The organism is Microbacterium deferens (assembly GCF_045517775.1).
Classification (GTDB): domain Bacteria; phylum Actinomycetota; class Actinomycetes; order Actinomycetales; family Microbacteriaceae; genus Microbacterium.
Map to the genome: position 1 here is coordinate 123,198 of NZ_JBEUWT010000001.1, position 18,397 is coordinate 141,594.

The window sequence follows — 18,397 nt, forward strand, 5'->3', positions numbered from 1 at the left end:
TCAGGCGAACGCGCCCAGGCGGAGAAGGGGCACGACCCGCTCTTCTGCGGTGAGTGAGCCGTGTTGGCCCACCATCTTCTGCGGGCCCTTGTCGGTGAGCCGGTCGTCGTAATACGCCACAGCCGACCGCGCGGCGACGACGACGTCACCGATGCGGTCGCGTACCGCCGCGGCGACCGGGCCGAACAGGCCCGCATCGATCGCTTCGTCACGCGTCATGACCCACGATCTCTTCGACTCGGATGCGAGCCATTCGGCGTGCACCTCGCGAGAGCTGTCGAGGTCGGTGTAGAGGTGCAGCATCCGCGGTTCGCCGCCGATGCCGGCGACGCCCGCGATCAGGGGGCTGTCTGCCGTGAGCAGCAGCTGGCGGTGACGGGGGACGTCGACCATCCCGTGGTCGGCGGTGACGAGAGCGCCCACGTCGCCGGGCAGTGCCTCCGACAGGCGGCGTGCCGCAGCATCCACCGTCTCGAGGGTCGCGCTCCACGCCTCCGACTCCCATCCGAGTTTGTGGCCGACGCTGTCGAGATCGGGTGCGTAGAGGTAGACGAGGGCGCCGCTGTGCCGCGCGGCGAGGTCGGCGGCGATGGCCACGCGTTCGGCGAGATCGACCGCGCTGAAGAACTCGGCGCCCCGCAGGGTGGCCTCGGTGAACCCCGTGCCGACGTACTCGGGCCGCGACACGACGAAACACGGTCGCCCGCGTCGGGACTCCCGCTGCATGAGGGGCTCTTCGCGCTGCCAGGTCTCGGGGTCGAGTCCGTCAGTCTCCCAGCCCTTCAGCTGGTTCGGCAGGAGGTCGGTGCCGGGGATGCGCAGGCGGTAGCCGACGATCCCGTGCTGGCCCGGCGGCGTGCCGGTGAGCAGGCTCGTCAGGGCCGCGGCGGTCGTGGACGGGAACACGGTGCGCGCGACGTCGCGCTTCGTCGTGAGCGAGGACAGGAATCGGGCGTGCCCCTTGCGGGCGGAGAGGTTCAGCGATCCGAGCCCGTCGACCACGCAGATCACGACGCTGCGGGCGGGGGCGAACCATTCGGATTCACCGGTGAGTGCGGCGATCGACTCGGTGGCCACACCGGTGAGGCTCCGGGCGTGCGGGGGGTCGGCCGGTAGGCTGAGTGACATCCCGGTCAGTCTCGCACACGCGAGCTGCACGCGTCGGACCCGACCCGAACCATTCCCGAGGCAAGAGGTACATGCCTGCATCCCGGCCCTCCCCCGCAGCTGCCGCGAACGTCGTCGAACGCATCGAAGACGTCGATGTGTCGACCGAGATGCAGGGGTCGTTCCTCGAGTACGCCTACTCGGTCATCTACTCGCGCGCACTCCCCGACGCCCGCGATGGACTCAAGCCCGTCCAGCGACGCATCCTCTATCAGATGGCGGAGATGGGCCTGCGTCCCGACCGCGGCCATGTGAAGAGCGCGCGCGTCGTCGGCGAAGTCATGGGAAAGCTCCACCCCCACGGAGACTCGCCGATCTACGACGCACTGGTGCGTCTCGCCCAGTCGTTCACCCTCCGCGTGCCGCTCGTGGACGGGCACGGAAACTTCGGTTCGCTGGACGACGGACCCGCCGCGTCCCGCTACACCGAGGCGCGGCTCGCACCGCCGGCGCTCGCCCTGACCGAGAACCTCGACGAAGACGTCGTCGACTTCATCCCGAACTACGACGGACAGTTTCAGCAGCCGGAGGTCCTCCCGGCCGCGTTCCCCAACCTCCTCGTGAACGGGGCGACCGGCATCGCGGTCGGTATGGCGACGAACATGGCGCCGCACAACCTCATCGAGGTCGTCGCCGCAGCGGTGCATCTGCTGGCGAACCCCGAAGCCAGTGTCGAAGAGCTGATGGAGTTCGTCCCCGGCCCCGACCTCCCCACCGGTGGCATCATCGTGGGGCTCGACGGCATCAAGGACGCCTACACGAACGGTCGGGGAACCTTCCGCACCCGCGCCAAGGTCTCCATCGAATCTCTCGGCCCGCGTCGTACCGGGCTCGTCGTCACAGAGCTTCCGTATCTCGTGGGCCCCGAACGCCTCGTCGAGAAGATCAAGGACGCGGTCACCGCGAAGAAGCTGACCGGCATCTCCGACGTCACCGACCTCACCGACCGCAACAACGGGCTGCGTCTCATCATCGGCATCAAGACGGGCTTCGACCCGCAGGCCGTGCTCGACCAGCTCTACCGCCTGACGCCGTTGGAGGACTCGTTCGGCATCAACAACGTCGCGCTCGTCGACGGCCAGCCGAAGACCCTCGGACTCCGAGAGCTGCTGCGGGTCTACATCGACCATCGCATCCGGGTCGTCACCCGGCGGAGCGAATTCCGCCTGGCCCGTAAGCAGGAACGCCTGCACCTCGTCGAGGGGCTGCTTGTCGCGATCCTCGACATCGACGAGGTCATCCAGGTCATCCGTGGTTCGGACGACGGCGAGGCGGCGCGATTGCGCCTCATGGAGGTGTTCGACCTCTCGCAGGCTCAGGCCGAGTACATCCTCGAACTACGTCTTCGCCGACTGACGAAGTTCTCGCGCATCGAACTCGAGGCCGAGCGCGATGCGCTCAAGGCCGAGATCGCGCAGCTCATCGAGCTGCTTTCGAGCACGGCGCTGCTGCACGCACAGGTCGCCCGCGAGCTCGAAGCCGCGGCCGAGGCCTACGGCACGCCGCGACGCACGATGCTCCTCAACGGCGGACCGGTCGTGCCGCGCTCCGCGAAGGCCGCGGCCGCCGCCGACCTCCAGATCGCCGACGCCCCCTGCCGCGTCTTCCTCTCGGCCACGGGTCGTATGGTGCGTGCCGAGCTCGTCGCCGACGCCCCGGACGGGGGCATCGTGGCGCCCTCGCGCAGGTCGAAGCACGACGCCATCCGCTCCGCCGTCGACAGCACGACCCGAGGCGACCTGGGGGCCGTGACCACGAAGGGGCGCCTCGTGAGGTTCACCCCGGTGGATCTTCCCTCCGTCCCCGCCAACTCGGTGCAGCTCGCCGCCGGCACGCGCGTCGACCAGTACCTCGGGCTCCCGGGCGGCGAGCACGTCGTCGCCATCGTGCCGCTCGACGAGGCCCCGCCGCTCGCGATCGGCACCGCGCACGGCGTGGTGAAGCGCGTCGCGGCGTCGGAGATCACGAACAAGCCCGATGTCGAGATCATCGCGCTCAAGCCCGGCGACCGCGTGGTGGGCGCGGCTCCCGCCCCCGACGATGCCGAGCTCGTCTTCGTCGCGGCCGACGCGCAGCTGCTGCGGTTCGATGCCTCCGCGGTGCGACCGCAGGGTCGATCGGCGGGGGGCATGGCCGGTATCCGGCTGTCCTCCGGCGTCGAGGTCGTCGCGTTCGCCGTCGTCCCCGCATCGGCTGCGCAGACCGTCGTCGTCACCGTCGCCGGTGACTCGACGGCCCTCCCCGGCACGGACGCGGGGTCGGCGAAGGTTTCTGCGTTCACCGAGTATCCGCCCAAGGGGCGCGCCACCGGCGGTGTGCGTGCCCAGCGCTTCCTCCGCGGCGAAGATGCGCTCGTGCGAGCCTGGGTCGGAGAAGAGCCGCGCGCGGTCGGGCCGGACGGCTCCACGCGCGCGTTGCCTGATGCCGGGGCGAAGCGCGATGCGTCGGGCTCCGCGCTCGACGGCTCGGTGGGCGCCATCGGCACTGTCGTTCGCTGACGGGTCGGTGCCGCGCGCCGCACGTCGGTGACGGCTCCGATGGAGGTCGACCGCGCAGCATCCGTTCGACGCCCGACCCGTGTCGTTCGTCGGCGTGGCTCAGACGTCGATGCGCTCGCGCGCGAGTCGATCGCTCGAATCGATGATGAACTCCTTGCGAGGAGCCACATCGTTGCCCATCAGCAACTCGAAGACGGATGCGGCGACCTCGGCGTCTTGCATGCGCACGCGCCGGAGCAACCGACCGCCGCGGTCCATCGTGGTCGTGGCGAGCTGGTCGGCGTCCATCTCGCCGAGGCCCTTGTATCGCTGGATGGGTTCCTGCCAGCGCTTGCCCGACTTGCCGAGCTTCGCGAGCAGGCCGTGGAGCTCCTGCTCCGAGTAGGTGTAGATCGTCTCGTTCGGCTTCGAGCCCGGGTTCATCACGATGACCCGATGCAGCGGTGGGACGGCGGCGTACACCCGGCCCTCGTCGATCAGCGGACGCATGTAGCGGAAGAAGAGGGTGAGCAGAAGGGTGCGGATATGGGCGCCGTCGACATCGGCATCGCTCATCAGGATGATCTTGCCGTAGCGTGCCGACTCCAGGTCGAACGAGCGACCCGATCCTGCACCGATGACCTGGATGATGGAGGCGCATTCGGCATTCGAGAGCATGTCGCTGATCGACGCCTTCTGCACGTTCAAGATCTTGCCGCGGATCGGCAGCAGCGCTTGATACTCGCTGTTGCGCGCCAGCTTGGCCGTGCCGAGCGCCGAATCGCCCTCGACGATGAAGAGTTCGGACGCGTCGACGTCGTTCGTTCGGCAATCGGCGAGCTTCGCCGGCAGCGACGAGGACTCGAGCGCGTTCTTTCGCCGCTGGGTCTCCTTGTGCTGGCGGGCCGAGATGCGCGCCTTCATCTCGGAGACGACCTTGTCGAGCAAGAGCGAGGTCTGCGTCTTGTCGTCGCGCTTCGGCGACGCGAAGCGCGCGGCCAGCTCTTTCGCGACCACGTTCGACACGATCTGACGCGCCGCGGGCGTGCCGAGGATCTCTTTCGTCTGACCCTCGAACTGGGGCTCGGGCAGGCGCACCGTGAGGACGGCAGTCAGTCCGGCGAGGATGTCGTCCTTGTCGATCTTGTCGTTGCCGACCTTCAGTCGTCGGGCGTTTTGCTCGACCTGACTGCGCAGCACCTTCATCAGCCCGACCTCGAAGCCCTGCTGGTGCGTGCCGCCCTTGGGCGTCGAGATGATGTTGACGAACGAGCGGACGCGCGTCTCGTAGCCGGTGCCCCATCGCAGGGCGACATCGACCTCGCACTCGCGCTGCACTTCGGTCGGCACCATGGCGCCGGTGGGCTGGAGCACCGGGACCGTCTCGACGAACGACCCCGTTCCACTGAGGCGCCAGGTGTCGGTGACGGCCGCGTCGGGAGCGAGGAACTCGGCGAACTCCGAGATGCCGCCGTCGAAGCGGTAGGTGGTCTCGACGGGCTCGGCCGAAACGACACCGTCGGCGCCGGTCGAGGGGCGCTCGTCGCGGATGACGATCTCGAGACCGGGCACGAGGAAGGCCGTCTGCCGGGCTCGCTGTTCGAGCTCCTCGAGGTTGAACGAGGCGTCCTTGGTGAAGATCTGCCGGTCGGCCCAGTACCGGATGCGTGTGCCGGTCACGCCCTTGGGCGCCTTGCCGACGACCCGCAGTTCGCTCTTCTTATCGAAGGGGCTGAACGCGGAGTCGGGCGCATCACCGGCGAACGAGCCGGGCTCGCCGCGGTGGAACGACATCGCCCAGGTCTTGCCGCCCCGGTCGACCTCGACGTCGAGGCGTTCGGACAGAGCATTGACGACAGAAGCGCCGACACCGTGCAGCCCGCCCGAGGCGGCGTATGAGCCGCCGCCGAACTTGCCGCCGGCGTGGAGCTTGGTGAAGACGACCTCGATGCCGGACAGGCCGGTGCGGGGTTCGATGTCGACCGGGATGCCGCGGGCCCGGTCGCGGACCTCGACGCTGCCGTCGGTGTGCAGCACGATGTCGATTCGACCACCGTGCCCGCCCAGTGCTTCGTCGACGGAGTTGTCGATGATCTCCCACAGGCAGTGCATGAGACCGCGCGAGTCGGTCGATCCGATGTACATGCCGGGGCGCTTGCGCACCGCCTCGAGCCCTTCCAGGACCTGCAGATGATGGGCGGAGTACTCGGCTGTCACAATCTCCAACGATAACCGTGGGGCCTGACACGCGGCTCGAGGACACACGGGTGGGCATTCCCGCGTACGCGTAGAGCGAAATGTCGGGACGCGACGGCATACCCCCCGGATACCCGTGGTTACATGTCATGCACGCACCCGAACGCGTTGCACCGAGGAGGCACCGAGATGAGCACCACATCGACACCGACTGAGAACACCGCCGTCCTCGACTACCGACTCACGGCAGCCGACCGCTGCGACTCCTGCGGCGCGCAGGCCTACATCGCCGCCGAGGTCAACGGCAGCGAGCTGCTGTTCTGCGCACACCACGGTCGCAAGTACGAAGAGAAGCTCCGCAGCATCGCCACCTCGTGGCATGACGAGACCGCTCGTCTCAGCGAGAGCGTCTAGTCGACTCGTCCCTCGTACAGACGAGGGACCAGCGGCGAGAGTCGCACGAGGATCTCCTCCCCCACCGATCCGATCGCTTCGGCGAGATCGGTGGGGGATTTCTCGTTGTCACCGCCGCCGAAGACGGTCACCGCGTCCCCGACCGATGCCGACGGCCATGCCGCGATGCGCGAGTCCTCGCCGACGGATTCGAGTCGGCGAACACCGGCCGGCGTGAGCACCTCGACACGACCGCCGAGCGTGCTGGGAAGGCCGTCGAGGGCCCCGAGCCCGATATGCGCGCCATCGTCGTCGACACTCGTGACCTCTGCGCGAAGGCTTGAGATCAGACGCACGCCCAGATCGCGTTCGTCTATCCCGCCCGCTGAGCGCACGCCGTAGGCGAACGCGCCGATCCGCACCAGGTCGTACCGGAACTCCGCACGGGCGAACGAGGCCGCGCTCGCCGCCAGGTGTCGATGCGACGGACGGAGACCGGCCTGCTCGGCCGCCGCCACCGCCGCGTCGAAGATGCGCCGGGCGTCGTCGTCGTCGACGTCGGATGCTTCCGCGATGTGGCTCCAGACACCCACGACCTCCACGAGGCCCTCCGCGACGAGCGCGGCGACCCGCGCCACGAACGCGGGCCACTCCTCGGGCCGCACGCCGTTGCGGTGCAGACCGGTGTCGATCTTGAGGTGGACGCGGGCCCGGTGTGCGAGCGTCCGAGCCGCCGCCGCGACGTCTTCGAGTGACGCGGCATCTCCCACGCCGATATCGAGGTCGTCGTGGACGGCGTCGACGGCGTCGTCGGCTGTCGCCGTCATCCACACGAAGATGCGGGCCACCTCGCCGAGCTCGCGGCGCACGACGCGCCCTGTGCCGACGTCGAAGGCGCCGAACCAGCGAAATCCCTCCGCGGCGGCGCGACGCACGATGGGCACGAGGCCGTGACCGTAGGCGTCGTTCTTGACGACGAGCATGGGCTCGGACGGCGAGACGGTCTGCCGCACCCGCGCGAGGTTCGCCGCGAAGAGATCGAGATCGACGTGCAGTGCGGCGCTCACGCGATGACCCGTCGTGCAGCGTGCAGTCCCGCGGCGGTGACGAGTTCGCCACCGGAGAGACCGGTCGCGGCGCACCACTCCCCCAGCGACGGCTCGTCGCGGGCGGGATCGCCGAAGAAGACGGCCTCGTCGCCGCGCTGGATCGCAGCATCCGCGATCTCGACGACGCAGACGTCCATCGCGACCCGTCCGACGATCGGACGGCGGTGCCCACCGATCGTCACGGCGACGGAGCCGCCCAGGGAGCGCACGACCCCCTGCCCGTACCCGCCGGTCACGAGTGCGATGCGGGTGTCGGCTGCCGCGCGGTAGAGGTACCCGTACGAGACGCCCTCGCCGGCGCGGAGATTCTTCGTCGCGAGGACCGCCCCGCTGAACCGCAGCGCGGGGGTGGATGCTGCGGGGGCACCGGGAAGCCCGAAGAGCGCGACGGGGTCGACGGGGTCGGGCGCCGCCGCGTCAGCTGGATCGGCCGGAGTGAGCCCGGCTTCCGACAGGACATCGACGACGACATCGGTGCCGTGGCCCCAGGCGTCTGATCGAAGGAGGCGGGAGGAGTACGTGCGGGCCTGGGAGGAGACGGCGTTCTGCATCAGCGCGGCCCTCGAGACGGTGGCGAGCGGAGTGCGATCGGGCCGGCTCTCTGCTCTCTCACGGAAGGCCCCAGTCACGACAACTAGACTAACGGGGTCTCGTCCGCCGACCCCGGAGCTCGTATGCCAGACCAGGGCTTCGCCCTCGCGCCCCGCCTTCGCTACCTCGTCGGGCGCGCCCGACGCATCGACGTCGGATCCGTCTTCGAGCGTGCGCGCGAGGCTTCGCGCGACCACGGGAAGTGGACGCCGTTCATCGTCGCCGACATGCTCTGGCAGGCGGGTTTCCGCAATGTCGGGTTCCAGGATTACGTCGACTACGACTTCTCGATCCTGACCCGTGCCGAGCGGGCCACGTACATGACGCACCCCGTCTCGAACCAGATCTCGCAGAAGTACGACCACCCCGACTATCGGCACATCTTCCAGGACAAGGTCGAGTTCGACCAGGTCTTCAGCGAGCATCTGCACCGCGACTGGATGGTGGTGACGGCCGACAACGCCGACGAGGTGAAAGCGTTCGCCGAGCGGCTCGGCACGATCGTGACGAAGGAGCCCGTCGGTCAGGCCGGCACCGGGGTGCACCGCTATCACGCGGCCGAGGTCGAGGACTGGTCGCAGTTCCACCGCGGCCTGTGGGAGCGGGGCGAGCTGCTCATCGAAGAGGTCATCTCGCAGCATCCCGACCTCGCCGCCGTCTGCCCCGGCACCGTGAATACGACCCGGGTGACAGCATTCTTCGACGGTCAGCGCACCCACATCCTCGCCATGGCGCAGAAGTTCGGTCGCGGCGCGGTCAGCGACCAGATGACCTTCGGAGGCTTCTACACGATGCTCGACGAATCGGGCCGAGCAGTCGGTCCCGGGTACGACTCGCACGGTCACGTGCACGAGACGCACCCCGACTCGGGCTTCCGTATCGCAGACTTCCAACTGCCACTGATAGACGAGGTGCGCGCGTTCGTCGACCGCGTCGCGCGCGTGGTCCCCCAGGTGCAGTACGTGGGGTGGGACATCGTCGTGACGGCCGACGGTCCGGTGCTCGTAGAGGGCAACTGGGGCGCAGGAGTGTACGAGAACAAGCCCAGCGTCACCGGCATCCGCACCGGTCACAAGCCCCGCTACCAGGCCGCGATCGGTTTCTGACGAAACCACGAAGCCCCGTTGCCGACATCCCGATGCGGGATGACGAGAACGGGGCTTCGTCGTGTGTCAGACCTTGCGGACCACACCGAGCGGTGTCGACTCGTGCCCTTGGCCGAGAGGGTTGTCCGACAGGATTGCCAGGAGGCGTCGCTCACCGGCCTTGTCGAGGGTGGAGCCGAGGATGTTGCCGCCCAGGTCGTTGATGTCGACCACGGCCACCTCGGCGGAGACCGGGAGCATTGACTTGACGTGCGACGCGACCTCGCGCGGGCGCTCGGGTCCCAGTACCACCGCCTTGTTGTACGGCGGGATGGTGCCCTTGGTCGGGCCGTCGATCGCGCGGGCCTTGTCTCCCGCGATGCGGTAGAAGTCGCCCTTGCGCCCGAACGCCTTCGTCACCGCAGAGACCGCGGCAGCGAAGAGGATGCGGGGCGTGCCGCACTCACGGAGCGCCATCTCCATCGTCTCGGGCATGCCGAGGCCGATGCCGTACGGCGTGCGCGTGACGTACTTGGAGAGGAACAGCGCCAGGCGGCGAGGCGTGATGTCTTCGACCAGGTAGGAACGACCCTGGGTGATCGCGACGATCTTCTCGGTCACGAAGAGGATGTCTCCGGCCACGACGGCCCCCACCGCGTACTCGCGGAGGAACGTGTCGAGGTCGTCGCCCGGCAACACGACCCGTGTGCGGATCGGGATGCGAGCGAACGACGAACCGTCGACGATCGTGGTGAGTGCTTTACCGGCGTTTGCTGCGTCGGTCACGAAGGCTCCCGCTTACTCGAGGTAGTCGCGCAGCGACTGCGACCGGCTGGGGTGGCGGAGTTTCGCCATGGTCTTCGACTCGATCTGACGAATGCGCTCGCGCGTCACGCCGAACGTGTCGCCGATCTGGTCGAGGGTCTTAGGCTGCCCGTCACCCAGGCCGAAGCGCATGCGGATCACGCCGGCCTCGCGCTCGGAGAGCGAATCGAGAAGCGACTCGAGCTGACGCTGCAGCATCGTGAAGCCGACCGCGTCGGCCGGGACGACCGCTTCGGTGTCTTCGATCAGGTCGCCGAACTCGCTGTCGCCGTCCTCGCCGAGCGGGGTGTGCAGCGAGATCGGCTCGCGGCCGTACTTCTGCACCTCGATGACCTTCTCGGGGGTCATGTCGAGCTCGCGGCTGAGCTCCTCGGGCGTGGGTTCGCGACCCAGGTCCTGGAGCATCTGGCGCTGAACGCGCGCAAGCTTGTTGATGACCTCGACCATGTGCACGGGGATGCGGATGGTGCGGGCCTGGTCTGCCATGGCACGGGTGATCGCCTGACGGATCCACCAGGTGGCGTACGTCGAGAACTTGAAGCCCTTGGTGTAGTCGAACTTCTCAACGGCACGGATCAGGCCCAGGTTGCCTTCCTGGATCAGATCGAGGAACTGCATGCCACGACCGGTGTAGCGCTTCGCCAGCGAGACGACCAGACGGAGGTTCGCGCCGAGCAGGTGGCTCTTCGCACGCTGACCGTCGCGGGCAACCCACTGCAGGTCGAGGCCGAGCTGCTTCGACTTCTCGGCGGCCGACATGTGCGACAGCTTCTCTTCGGCGAACAGACCGGCCTCGATACGCATCGCGAGCTCGACCTCTTCGGCCGCGTTCAGCAGCGGAACCTTACCGATCTGCTTGAGGTAGTCCTTGACGGGGTCGGCCGTGGCGCCGGTGATCTGCGCCGAGTAGACCGGCACCTCGTCGTCGTCGCTGGAGGAGATGACGATCGCCCCCGTCGGGAGCGGCTCGGTGAAGGCCGGCTTGGTCGACTCTTCCTCGTCGTCGTCTCCGTCTGCCTTCTTCGGGGTCGCCGCCGCGGGAGCGTCGTCGCTCGCGTCGTCGGAGTCGTCCGAGTCGTCGACCTCGACCTCGCCGTCCAGCTCGGTCTCGTCTTCGGGATCTTCGTCGGAGGCCTTCGCCTTCGACGCTGCCTTCGGCTTGGCGGCTGCCTTCGCCTTGGCGGGGGCCTTCTTGGCCGGGGCCTTCTTCGCGGGCGCTGCCGCGGTCTCGCTCTCGACGTCGTCGAGGTCGGTGTCCTTCGGGGTGCGGGTCTTGGTGCTCGTGCCTGCCACGTTTCGCCTTTCGCCGGGTAGGTCCGTCGGCTGCCGCCGGACGTTCTCGGACACTAGTAAGACCCTTGTCAAGTCCGAACGGCGAAGCGGATGCACACGCCGACCGGTCGACAACGGGTCAGGGTCTTCATTGTCGCACACGTTGGGCAGCGGACCTGACGCGCGCGGAAGGGTACACCCCGGATAACACCGGGGTCCAGTGCGATATTCCGCTCAGCCCAGGCCGTTTCGCGGTTCGTCCTCACCGGACGGGCGTGAGGCGAGGAAGCGCTCGAGTTCTGCGCCGAGCTCGTCGGCGCTGGGGAGGTCGCCGGTGTGGATGATCGGCGTCGCTTGTGTCGAGCCCGCCATATAGGAGTCGTAGCGCTCCTCCAGGCCTTCGATCATTCGAGTCAGGTCGTCGCTCGCTTCGACCTGATCCTGCACCTTGGTCAAGAAGTCGCGGTTCTCATCGCGAAGCCGGTCGCCGGAGAAGATGAGGCCGGTGGCGACGGTGAGGCTGTCGAGACCGGCCAACGCGGCCGCGGGGTACTCGGTGTCGCCCAGGTAGTGGGGAACGAGCAGCACGAAGCCGGCGATCTGCGCCCCCGACTCCGCGAAGCGGTATTCGAGCAGGTGACCGATCGTCGCGGGCACCTGGGTTTGCGGACGCCAGACCGAATGCGCCTCGATGAGGTCGGCGCGAGTGCCGCTCACCGTTGTACCGACCGGACGCGTGTGCGGGACGGGCATGGGTATCGCGTGGACCCAGGTGACCGAGGAGACGTGCAGCGTTGCGGCGATCTCGAGGACCGAGGCGGCGAAGGCGTCCCACGCGAAGTCGGGTTCGTAGCCGGCGAGGAGGACGAACGGTTGTCCGAGAGCGTCGTGCGCGAGCGAGACTTCGAGCCGAGGCGGCTGGTAGTCGGAGAGACGATCGCCGTCGAACGAGATGATCGGGCGTCGGGCGCGGTAATCGAGCAGGACGTCGTTGGAGTAGGCGAACACCGGCGACGGGTCGAGCTCGTCGCGGAAGTACTCCACCACCTGAGCGACGGCTCCTCCCGCGTCGGTGAAGCCGGTGAGCGCGATCACGAGCGGCAGACCCGGCGGCACCGGCGGCGCCGAGGGGGCGCGTTCGAACAGCGGCGCTGAAGAGGGCATGCCTCCACTCTAGAAGCCGTGCACGACACGGGACCCGCGCGGGGGTCCCGCTGACAGCGAACAGCGCTCCTTAGGATGGAGACATGCCGTTTCCCCGTCTCGCGCACAGCAGCTCATCGGTCCGCGAGGCCGATGCCGACGCGCTCCTCCTCGTACTTCCGCATCTCGACGACACCACAGAGATCGACGGATGGCCCGGACTCGCGGCGCAGTTGCGCCGTATCGGGTTCACCGGCGGCGCGGGTTCGTACCAGCGCATCGTCGCCGAAGGAGTCGAGCTCCCCCTGGCCGTAGCCGGGCGTGGACGTAAGGACGACGCCGGATCGTTGCGGGATGCTGCGGGCACGGGGATCAGATCGCTCACCGGGTTCGACCGGGTTGCTCTCTCCGCTCCCGGCGCGGACGGCGACGTCTGGCGACCGCTGGCCGAGGGCGCCGCGCTGGGCGGGTACCGCTTCACGGGGTATGCGATGAAGGCCCCCGCTTCGCGAGCGGCCGAGGTCACCGTGCACACCGAGGCCGCTCCGTCGTCCGAGGATGTGGCCGCCGTGGCGGCCATCGGCGATGCCGTCGCCCTCGTGAAGGATCTCGTGACCACTCCGGCCGAGTGGCTGGGCCCGGCCGATCTGGCAGAACGCGCCCAGGCGTCCGTCGCCGACCTCGCCGTCGACGTGCGTGTGTGGGACGAGGACGCCCTGCGCGCCGACGGTTTCGGCGGGATCCTCGGCGTCGGGCAGGGCTCTGACCGTCCGCCACGCCTCGTGCGTCTCGACTACGCGCCCGCCGGCGCAACGCGCCACGTGGCTCTCGTCGGCAAAGGCATCACGTTCGATACCGGCGGTCTGTCGCTCAAGCCGGCGGCGTCGATGGTGGGCATGAAGTACGACATGTGCGGGGCTGCGACCGTTCTCGCCGTGGTGCGGGCCGCCGCCGCGCTGCAGCTGCCGGTGCGGGTCACCGGCTGGCTCTGCATTGCCGACAACATGCCGTCCGGTCGCGCGACCCGCCCGGGCGACGTGCTGCGGATGCTCGACGGTCAGACCGTCGAGGTGACCAACACAGACGCCGAGGGGCGACTCGTTCTCGCAGACGGCCTCGTGGCAGCGAGCCGCGAGCATCCTGACCTGGTCGTCGATATCGCCACCCTCACCGGCGCCGTCACCGTCGCGCTCGGCACGAGGCACACCGGCGTGATGGGCGACGACGACGCTGTCGCGGATTACCTCGCCGCCGCGGACCGCTCCGCAGAGCTGGCGTGGCGTCTCCCCCTGCCGGAGCACATGCGCGACGAGCTCGACTCCCCCATCGCCGACCTGCAGAACGCCAAGATGGGCGACCCTGCGGGCGGCACGATGTTCGCGGGCCTCTTCCTCGAGCGGTTCGTCGGGCGCGTGTCTGACGACGCGGATGCGGCGCGGATCCCCTGGCTGCACCTCGACATCGCCGGGGTCGGAATGAACAAGGGCGGCGCCTTCGGGTTCACCGATAAGGGAGTGACCGGGGCGGCGACGAGATCGCTCATCGAACTCCTGGCCGCCGAGGCCCAGCGGTGACCGACCACACGGCCGATGTCGTGATCCTCGGCGGAGGCAGCGGTGGATACGCTGCGGCCCTCCGTGCGGCGGAACTCGGAGCCTCGGTCGTGATCGTGGAGAAAGACAAGCTGGGCGGCACATGCCTCCACCGGGGCTGCATCCCCACCAAGGCGCTGCTGCACGCCGGCGAGGTCGCCGACACCGCGCGTGACGCAGCATCCGTGGGTGTGCACGTGCACCTCGACCGCATCGACGCCGCCGGCGTGCGCGAGTACCGCCAGGGCGTCGTCTCGAAGAAGTACAAGGGGCTCCAGGGGCTGGTCAGCGCTCGGGGCATCACCGTCGTCTCGGGCGAAGGTGTTCTCGTCGAGGGGCCGGCGGTACGCGTCGGCGACGACGTCTACCGCGGTCGCGATGTGATCTTGGCGACGGGCTCGTACAGCCGCACCCTGCCCGGCCTGGCGGTGGAGGGCCGCGTGCTCACCAGTGAGCATGCTCTCGAGCTCGACGTCATCCCCGACCACGTCGTCGTTCTGGGCGGCGGGGTCATCGGCGTCGAGTTCGCCAGCGCGTGGCGCTCGCTCGGCGCCGAGGTCACCATCGTCGAAGCCCTCGATCGACTGCTGCCGACCGAGGATGCGTCGTCCAGCAAGGCTCTCGAGCGCGCGTTCCGCAAGCGAGGGATCGTCGCGCGGACCGGCGTGCGCTTCGACTCGCTGACCCAGACGGGCGATTCCGTCACCGTGCGGCTGGAGGAGGGGACCGAACTGACCGCCGACTACGTGCTGGTGGCCGTCGGTCGGGCCGCAGCGACGGAGGGCCTCGGCTACGAAGAGGCCGGCGTCGTGCTCGACCGCGGCTTCGTGCGCACCGATGAGAGGCTCCGGACAGATGTCGCGCATGTCTGGGCGGTCGGCGACATCGTGGTCGGCCCGCAGCTGGCGCACCGGAGCTTCCAACAGGGCATCTTCGTCGCCGAGGAGATCGCCGGACGTTCGCCGGTTCTCATCCCCGACGAGCAGATCCCGCGCGTCGCATACTCGCGACCGGAAGTCGCGTCGGTGGGCGTCACGGAGGCAGATGCCGTCGCCGCACACGGCGCCGACGCGATCGTGGCGTACGAGTACAACCTGGCGGGTAACGCCAAGAGCGAGATCCTCGGCACCCCCGGTGTCGTGAAGATCGTTCGCAAGAAGGACGGCCCGATCATCGGTGCGCATCTCGTCGGCGATCGCGTCGGCGAACTCATCACCGAGGCGCAGTTGGCAGTCGGCTGGGAAGCGCATCCAGAAGACATCGCACCGTTCGTCCATGCACACCCCACGCAGAGCGAAGCCCTCGGAGAAGCGTTCCTCGCTCTCGCGGGCAAACCGCTGCACACGCTCTGACGCATTTCGCGTCACTAAGCTAGAACCACTTACGGTTTTGAAGGAGACAAGCTCATGAGCACTTCCGTCGTCCTCCCCGCGCTCGGAGAGAGCGTCACCGAGGGAACGGTCACCCGCTGGCTCAAGAACGTCGGCGACACCGTCCAGGAAGACGAAGGTCTGCTGGAGATCTCGACCGACAAGGTCGACACCGAGATTCCCTCGCCGGTCAGCGGCGTCCTCGAAGAGATCCTCGTCCAGGAGGACGAGACCATCGAGGTCGGCGCCATCCTCGCCAAGATCGGTGACGGTTCGTCCGCCCCGGCGTCGTCGGCCCCCGCCGACGAAGCGCCTGCCGAAACGGCCGAGGAGCCCGCCGAGCAGGCCCAGCCCGAGCCGGAGGCTCCCGCTGCCGCCCCTGAGCCGCAGGCCGAGGCCGCTCCCGCCGACTCCGGCGACGCGACCGAGGTGCGTCTCCCCGAGCTCGGCGAGAGCGTCACGGAAGGCACCGTCACCCGGTGGCTGAAGGCCGTCGGAGACGATGTCGCGGTCGACGAGCCGCTCCTCGAGATCTCGACCGACAAGGTCGACACCGAGATCCCCTCCCCCGTCGCGGGCAAGCTACAGGAGATCCTGGTAGCCGAAGACGAGACCGTCGAGGTGGGTGCTGCGCTCGCGCGCATCGGCAGCGGCGCGGCCCCCGCGGCCCCGGCCGAGCCCGAGGCTCCGAAGGCCCAGGCTCCCGCCGCCGAGCCCGAGGCTCCGGCTGCCGAGAAGCCCGTCGAGGAAGCTCCGAAGGCCGAGGCGCCGAAGGCCGAGGCACCCGCCGCTCCCGCGCCGAAGGCGGAAGCACCCGCTCCCAAGGCCGAGGCCGCTCCGGCTCCCGCCGACTCCGTCGTCGCGTCGAACGACGAGGTCACCTACGTGACGCCGCTGGTGCGTCGTCTGGCCCACCAGCAGGGTGTCGACCTCTCGACCGTGACCGGAAGCGGTGTCGGCGGACGCATCCGCAAGGAAGACGTGTTGAAGGCGGCGGAGGCCGCAAAGGCTCCGGCCGCCGCTGCACCCGTTGCCGCGACGACCGCGGCTGCACCGGCGCCGGTCGAGGTCTCGCCGCTGCGCGGGACCACGCAGAAGATGTCGCGCCTGCGCAAGGTCATCGCCGAGCGTGCGGTGGCATCGATGCAGGCCACGGCGCAGCTCACGACCGTGGTCGAGGTCGACGTCACCAAGGTCGCGGCCTACCGCGACGCGGTCAAGGCGCAGTTCCAAGAGAAGACGGGCGACAAGCTCTCGTTCCTGCCGTTCTTCGCCCTCGCCGCGATCGAGGCGCTCCAGGCGTTCCCGATCGTCAACGCCACGGTCGACGGCGACTCCATCGTCTACCCCGAGTCGGAGAACGTGTCGATCGCCGTCGACACCGAGCGCGGACTGCTCACCCCGGTCATCCGCGACGCGGGTGGCAAGAACCTCGCCGAGCTGGCGCGTGAGATCGCCGATCTCGCCGCGCGCACCCGCGACAACAAGCTGAAGCCCGACGAGCTGGCCGGTGGCACGTTCACGCTGACCAACACCGGTTCGCGCGGCGCGCTGTTCGACACCCCGATCGTCTTCCTCCCGCAGTCGGCCATCCTCGGCCTCGGCGCGGTCGTGAAGAAGCCGGGTGTCGTCTCGGTCGACGGGAAGGACGCCATCTCTGTGCGTTCGTACGTCTACCTCGCCCTCTCGTACGACCACCGCATCATCGACGGAGCGGACGCAGCCCGCTTCCTCGGGGCAGTCAAGGCGCGCCTGGAGGCCGCCCAGTTCGAGGGCCAGCTCGGCATCTGAGAATCGATCCTCCCGGGGTTCACCGCCCCGCCGAGGCTCAGGATGGCGCATCGGTGACGTCGTGTACGTCGCGGATGCGCCATCCGTCTGTGGTCTCGACGACCGTGATGATCTGCGTGCCGCGGCCCGATAGCGAGTCGACCCGGGCGACGACGATTCCCCCCAGGTCGTCGAGGAGCGTGGCCCGACGGGCCTCCGCGGGGTGATTGATCACGCCCGCGGGGAGCTTCCGCGCCGGATCTTCCAGCACCGTCGCCAGACACGCGCTGTCGCCGCAGGCGATGCGGCGATCGAGAAGCTCGGTTGTGACGGCGGCGAGATCGCCAGTCACAGGGGCCGGTTCATCCGACGACTGCCCTCCGCCGTCGGTGTGGGTTGCAGAAGCCTGCGGCGCCGGATCCGCTGCCGGGTCGGCGTCGTCCCCGTCGGTGGGCCAGAGCAGCCCGGCCACCACGACAAGGCCCGCGATCACGACGGCGATGACGATCGGCCGTCGGCGAGACGGGGATCGACGGATGCGGCGGACGATGGCATGCACCACGTCCGACGCGGTGTCGGCGAGGTCTGCGTCCATGTGAAACGCGAGGCGTCGCCAGAGGGACCGCTCACGCGGCGGCTGATCGGTCTCGGGGGTCGGCGTGAGATGTCTTGCCCGCCGCGGGCCGAAGACCTCGGTCAGCAGGGGCTCCGGCTCGGCGCACGCGAAGAGCGCGTCTTCGCACTCCGCGTCGATCCGCGCTGCATCAGCTTGCCGCACGGCATCGGCGACGTCATTCAGGGTCGCGCCGACACGCGTGCGGGGCAGGCACTCTGCCATGGTGGTCAGAAGACGCGCGGACGCTTCGCGAGCGGTCTCGTGGCCGACCCCCTCCACGAGAAGCGGCCGACCGTCGTCGGTGAGCCACCACTCGCCCTCCGCGCATTCGTTCCGCAGGAGAGATGCCGACAGGCCGCGAATGATGCTCACGGCGATGGTGACGGCTTCTCCGCCGGCGACCGGTGCGCCAGCATCCTGCCGCCTCTGCAAGAACTGCGTCACACTCTCGGTGAGCACGGGAAAGACGGCGTCGTGACCGTCTGCGCGACGCACGATGTCGACCGGCGCGAGAAGATGCGCGTGGTCTTGCGCACTCCATCCGGGCAGGTCGGCGACCGCCGAGCGGTCGGCGAGCATCATCGTTCGCCCGTCCACGCTCTCTGCGATCCTGGCGTCGAACGGACTCCCGGGTGGCTGCACCGATCGCACGGTGCGGAAGGTGTCGAATGCCTGCGAGATCGGCGGGGAGAGCATGTTCCGATGCTCGTCATCCGCGTCGCGCGAGGAAGACGATGATGCTCAGAAGTGCATGATCGATCACCCCTCCAGGGCTGGGGAGGAGACGACGC

The 18,397-nt window shown here is 68.8% G+C and carries 14 protein-coding genes; 6 read left to right on the forward strand and 8 right to left on the reverse strand.

The window, feature by feature from the left end:
- A complete protein-coding gene (locus tag ABTU82_RS00595; RefSeq protein ID WP_407170979.1) occupies positions 1–1,128 on the reverse strand; it encodes an alkaline phosphatase family protein in 1,128 nt (375 codons plus the stop codon).
- A 71-nt stretch (positions 1,129–1,199) separates the two neighbouring features.
- Between ABTU82_RS00595 and ABTU82_RS00600 the strand changes: the two genes are divergently transcribed.
- Positions 1,200–3,665 (forward strand): DNA gyrase/topoisomerase IV subunit A, encoded by a 2,466-nt coding sequence (locus ABTU82_RS00600; protein ID WP_407170980.1) that lies wholly within the window; start codon positions 1,200–1,202, stop codon positions 3,663–3,665.
- A gap of 99 nt (positions 3,666–3,764) precedes the next feature.
- Here ABTU82_RS00600 and ABTU82_RS00605 read toward each other — a convergent pair whose 3' ends face one another.
- Positions 3,765–5,861 (reverse strand): DNA gyrase/topoisomerase IV subunit B, encoded by a 2,097-nt coding sequence (locus ABTU82_RS00605; RefSeq protein ID WP_407170983.1) that lies wholly within the window; start codon positions 5,859–5,861, stop codon positions 3,765–3,767.
- A gap of 168 nt (positions 5,862–6,029) precedes the next feature.
- On the opposite strand from ABTU82_RS00605, the gene ABTU82_RS00610 reads away from it, so the two are divergent.
- Complete coding sequence (locus tag ABTU82_RS00610; RefSeq protein ID WP_121149441.1) at positions 6,030–6,254, forward strand: DUF7455 domain-containing protein; 225 nt, start codon at positions 6,030–6,032, stop codon at positions 6,252–6,254.
- Here ABTU82_RS00610 and ABTU82_RS00615 read toward each other — a convergent pair.
- Both ABTU82_RS00615 and ABTU82_RS00620 read right to left on the reverse strand, forming a co-directional pair.
- Positions 6,251–7,300, reverse strand: coding sequence for an alanine racemase (locus tag ABTU82_RS00615; protein WP_407170987.1), 1,050 nt, complete (start codon positions 7,298–7,300; stop codon positions 6,251–6,253). The two genes, ABTU82_RS00610 and ABTU82_RS00615, sit on opposite strands and share 4 nt — an antisense overlap.
- On the reverse strand, positions 7,297–7,971 hold the full coding sequence (locus ABTU82_RS00620) for an alanine racemase C-terminal domain-containing protein (RefSeq protein WP_407170988.1): 675 nt from the start codon (positions 7,969–7,971) through the stop codon (positions 7,297–7,299). The genes ABTU82_RS00615 and ABTU82_RS00620 overlap by 4 nt, the downstream gene beginning before the upstream one ends.
- A gap of 45 nt (positions 7,972–8,016) precedes the next feature.
- On the opposite strand from ABTU82_RS00620, the gene ABTU82_RS00625 reads away from it, so the two are divergent.
- On the forward strand, positions 8,017–9,039 hold the full coding sequence (locus ABTU82_RS00625) for a sugar-transfer associated ATP-grasp domain-containing protein (RefSeq protein ID WP_116646543.1): 1,023 nt from the start codon (positions 8,017–8,019) through the stop codon (positions 9,037–9,039).
- A 66-nt stretch (positions 9,040–9,105) separates the two neighbouring features.
- Here the strand turns inward: ABTU82_RS00625 and ABTU82_RS00630 are convergent, their stop codons facing one another.
- The 3 genes from ABTU82_RS00630 to ABTU82_RS00640 form a co-directional block, all read right to left on the reverse strand.
- Positions 9,106–9,804 (reverse strand): coenzyme F420-0:L-glutamate ligase, encoded by a 699-nt coding sequence (locus tag ABTU82_RS00630; protein WP_407170990.1) that lies wholly within the window; start codon positions 9,802–9,804, stop codon positions 9,106–9,108.
- Positions 9,805–9,816: 12 nt separating this feature from the next.
- The gene (locus tag ABTU82_RS00635) at positions 9,817–11,136 is read right to left on the reverse strand and encodes an RNA polymerase sigma factor (protein WP_116646541.1); all 1,320 of its coding nucleotides are present in this window, start codon (positions 11,134–11,136) and stop codon (positions 9,817–9,819) included.
- Between the two features lie 213 nt (positions 11,137–11,349).
- Complete coding sequence (locus ABTU82_RS00640; protein WP_407170993.1) at positions 11,350–12,279, reverse strand: proteasome assembly chaperone family protein; 930 nt, start codon at positions 12,277–12,279, stop codon at positions 11,350–11,352.
- Positions 12,280–12,362: 83 nt separating this feature from the next.
- Between ABTU82_RS00640 and ABTU82_RS00645 the strand changes: the two genes are divergently transcribed.
- Genes ABTU82_RS00645 through sucB form a run of 3 tightly spaced genes read left to right on the forward strand, consistent with a single transcriptional unit; the run spans position 12,363 to position 17,011 of the window.
- Positions 12,363–13,832, forward strand: a complete 1,470-nt coding sequence (locus ABTU82_RS00645) for a leucyl aminopeptidase (RefSeq protein WP_407170996.1) — start codon at positions 12,363–12,365, stop codon at positions 13,830–13,832.
- The gene (gene lpdA / locus ABTU82_RS00650) at positions 13,829–15,202 is read left to right on the forward strand and encodes a dihydrolipoyl dehydrogenase (RefSeq protein ID WP_116646538.1); all 1,374 of its coding nucleotides are present in this window, start codon (positions 13,829–13,831) and stop codon (positions 15,200–15,202) included. Before ABTU82_RS00645 ends, lpdA begins: the two co-directional genes overlap by 4 nt.
- Before the next feature lie 54 nt (positions 15,203–15,256).
- Positions 15,257–17,011, forward strand: coding sequence for a 2-oxoglutarate dehydrogenase, E2 component, dihydrolipoamide succinyltransferase (gene sucB / locus ABTU82_RS00655; RefSeq protein ID WP_407170998.1), 1,755 nt, complete (start codon positions 15,257–15,259; stop codon positions 17,009–17,011).
- Between the two features lie 37 nt (positions 17,012–17,048).
- Here the strand turns inward: sucB and ABTU82_RS00660 are convergent, their stop codons facing one another.
- Positions 17,049–18,302 carry a hypothetical protein gene (locus tag ABTU82_RS00660; RefSeq protein WP_407170999.1) on the reverse strand — a complete coding sequence of 418 codons (1,254 nt, stop codon included), beginning with the start codon at positions 18,300–18,302 and terminating at the stop codon, positions 17,049–17,051.
- Positions 18,303–18,397: the final 95 nt, after the last annotated feature.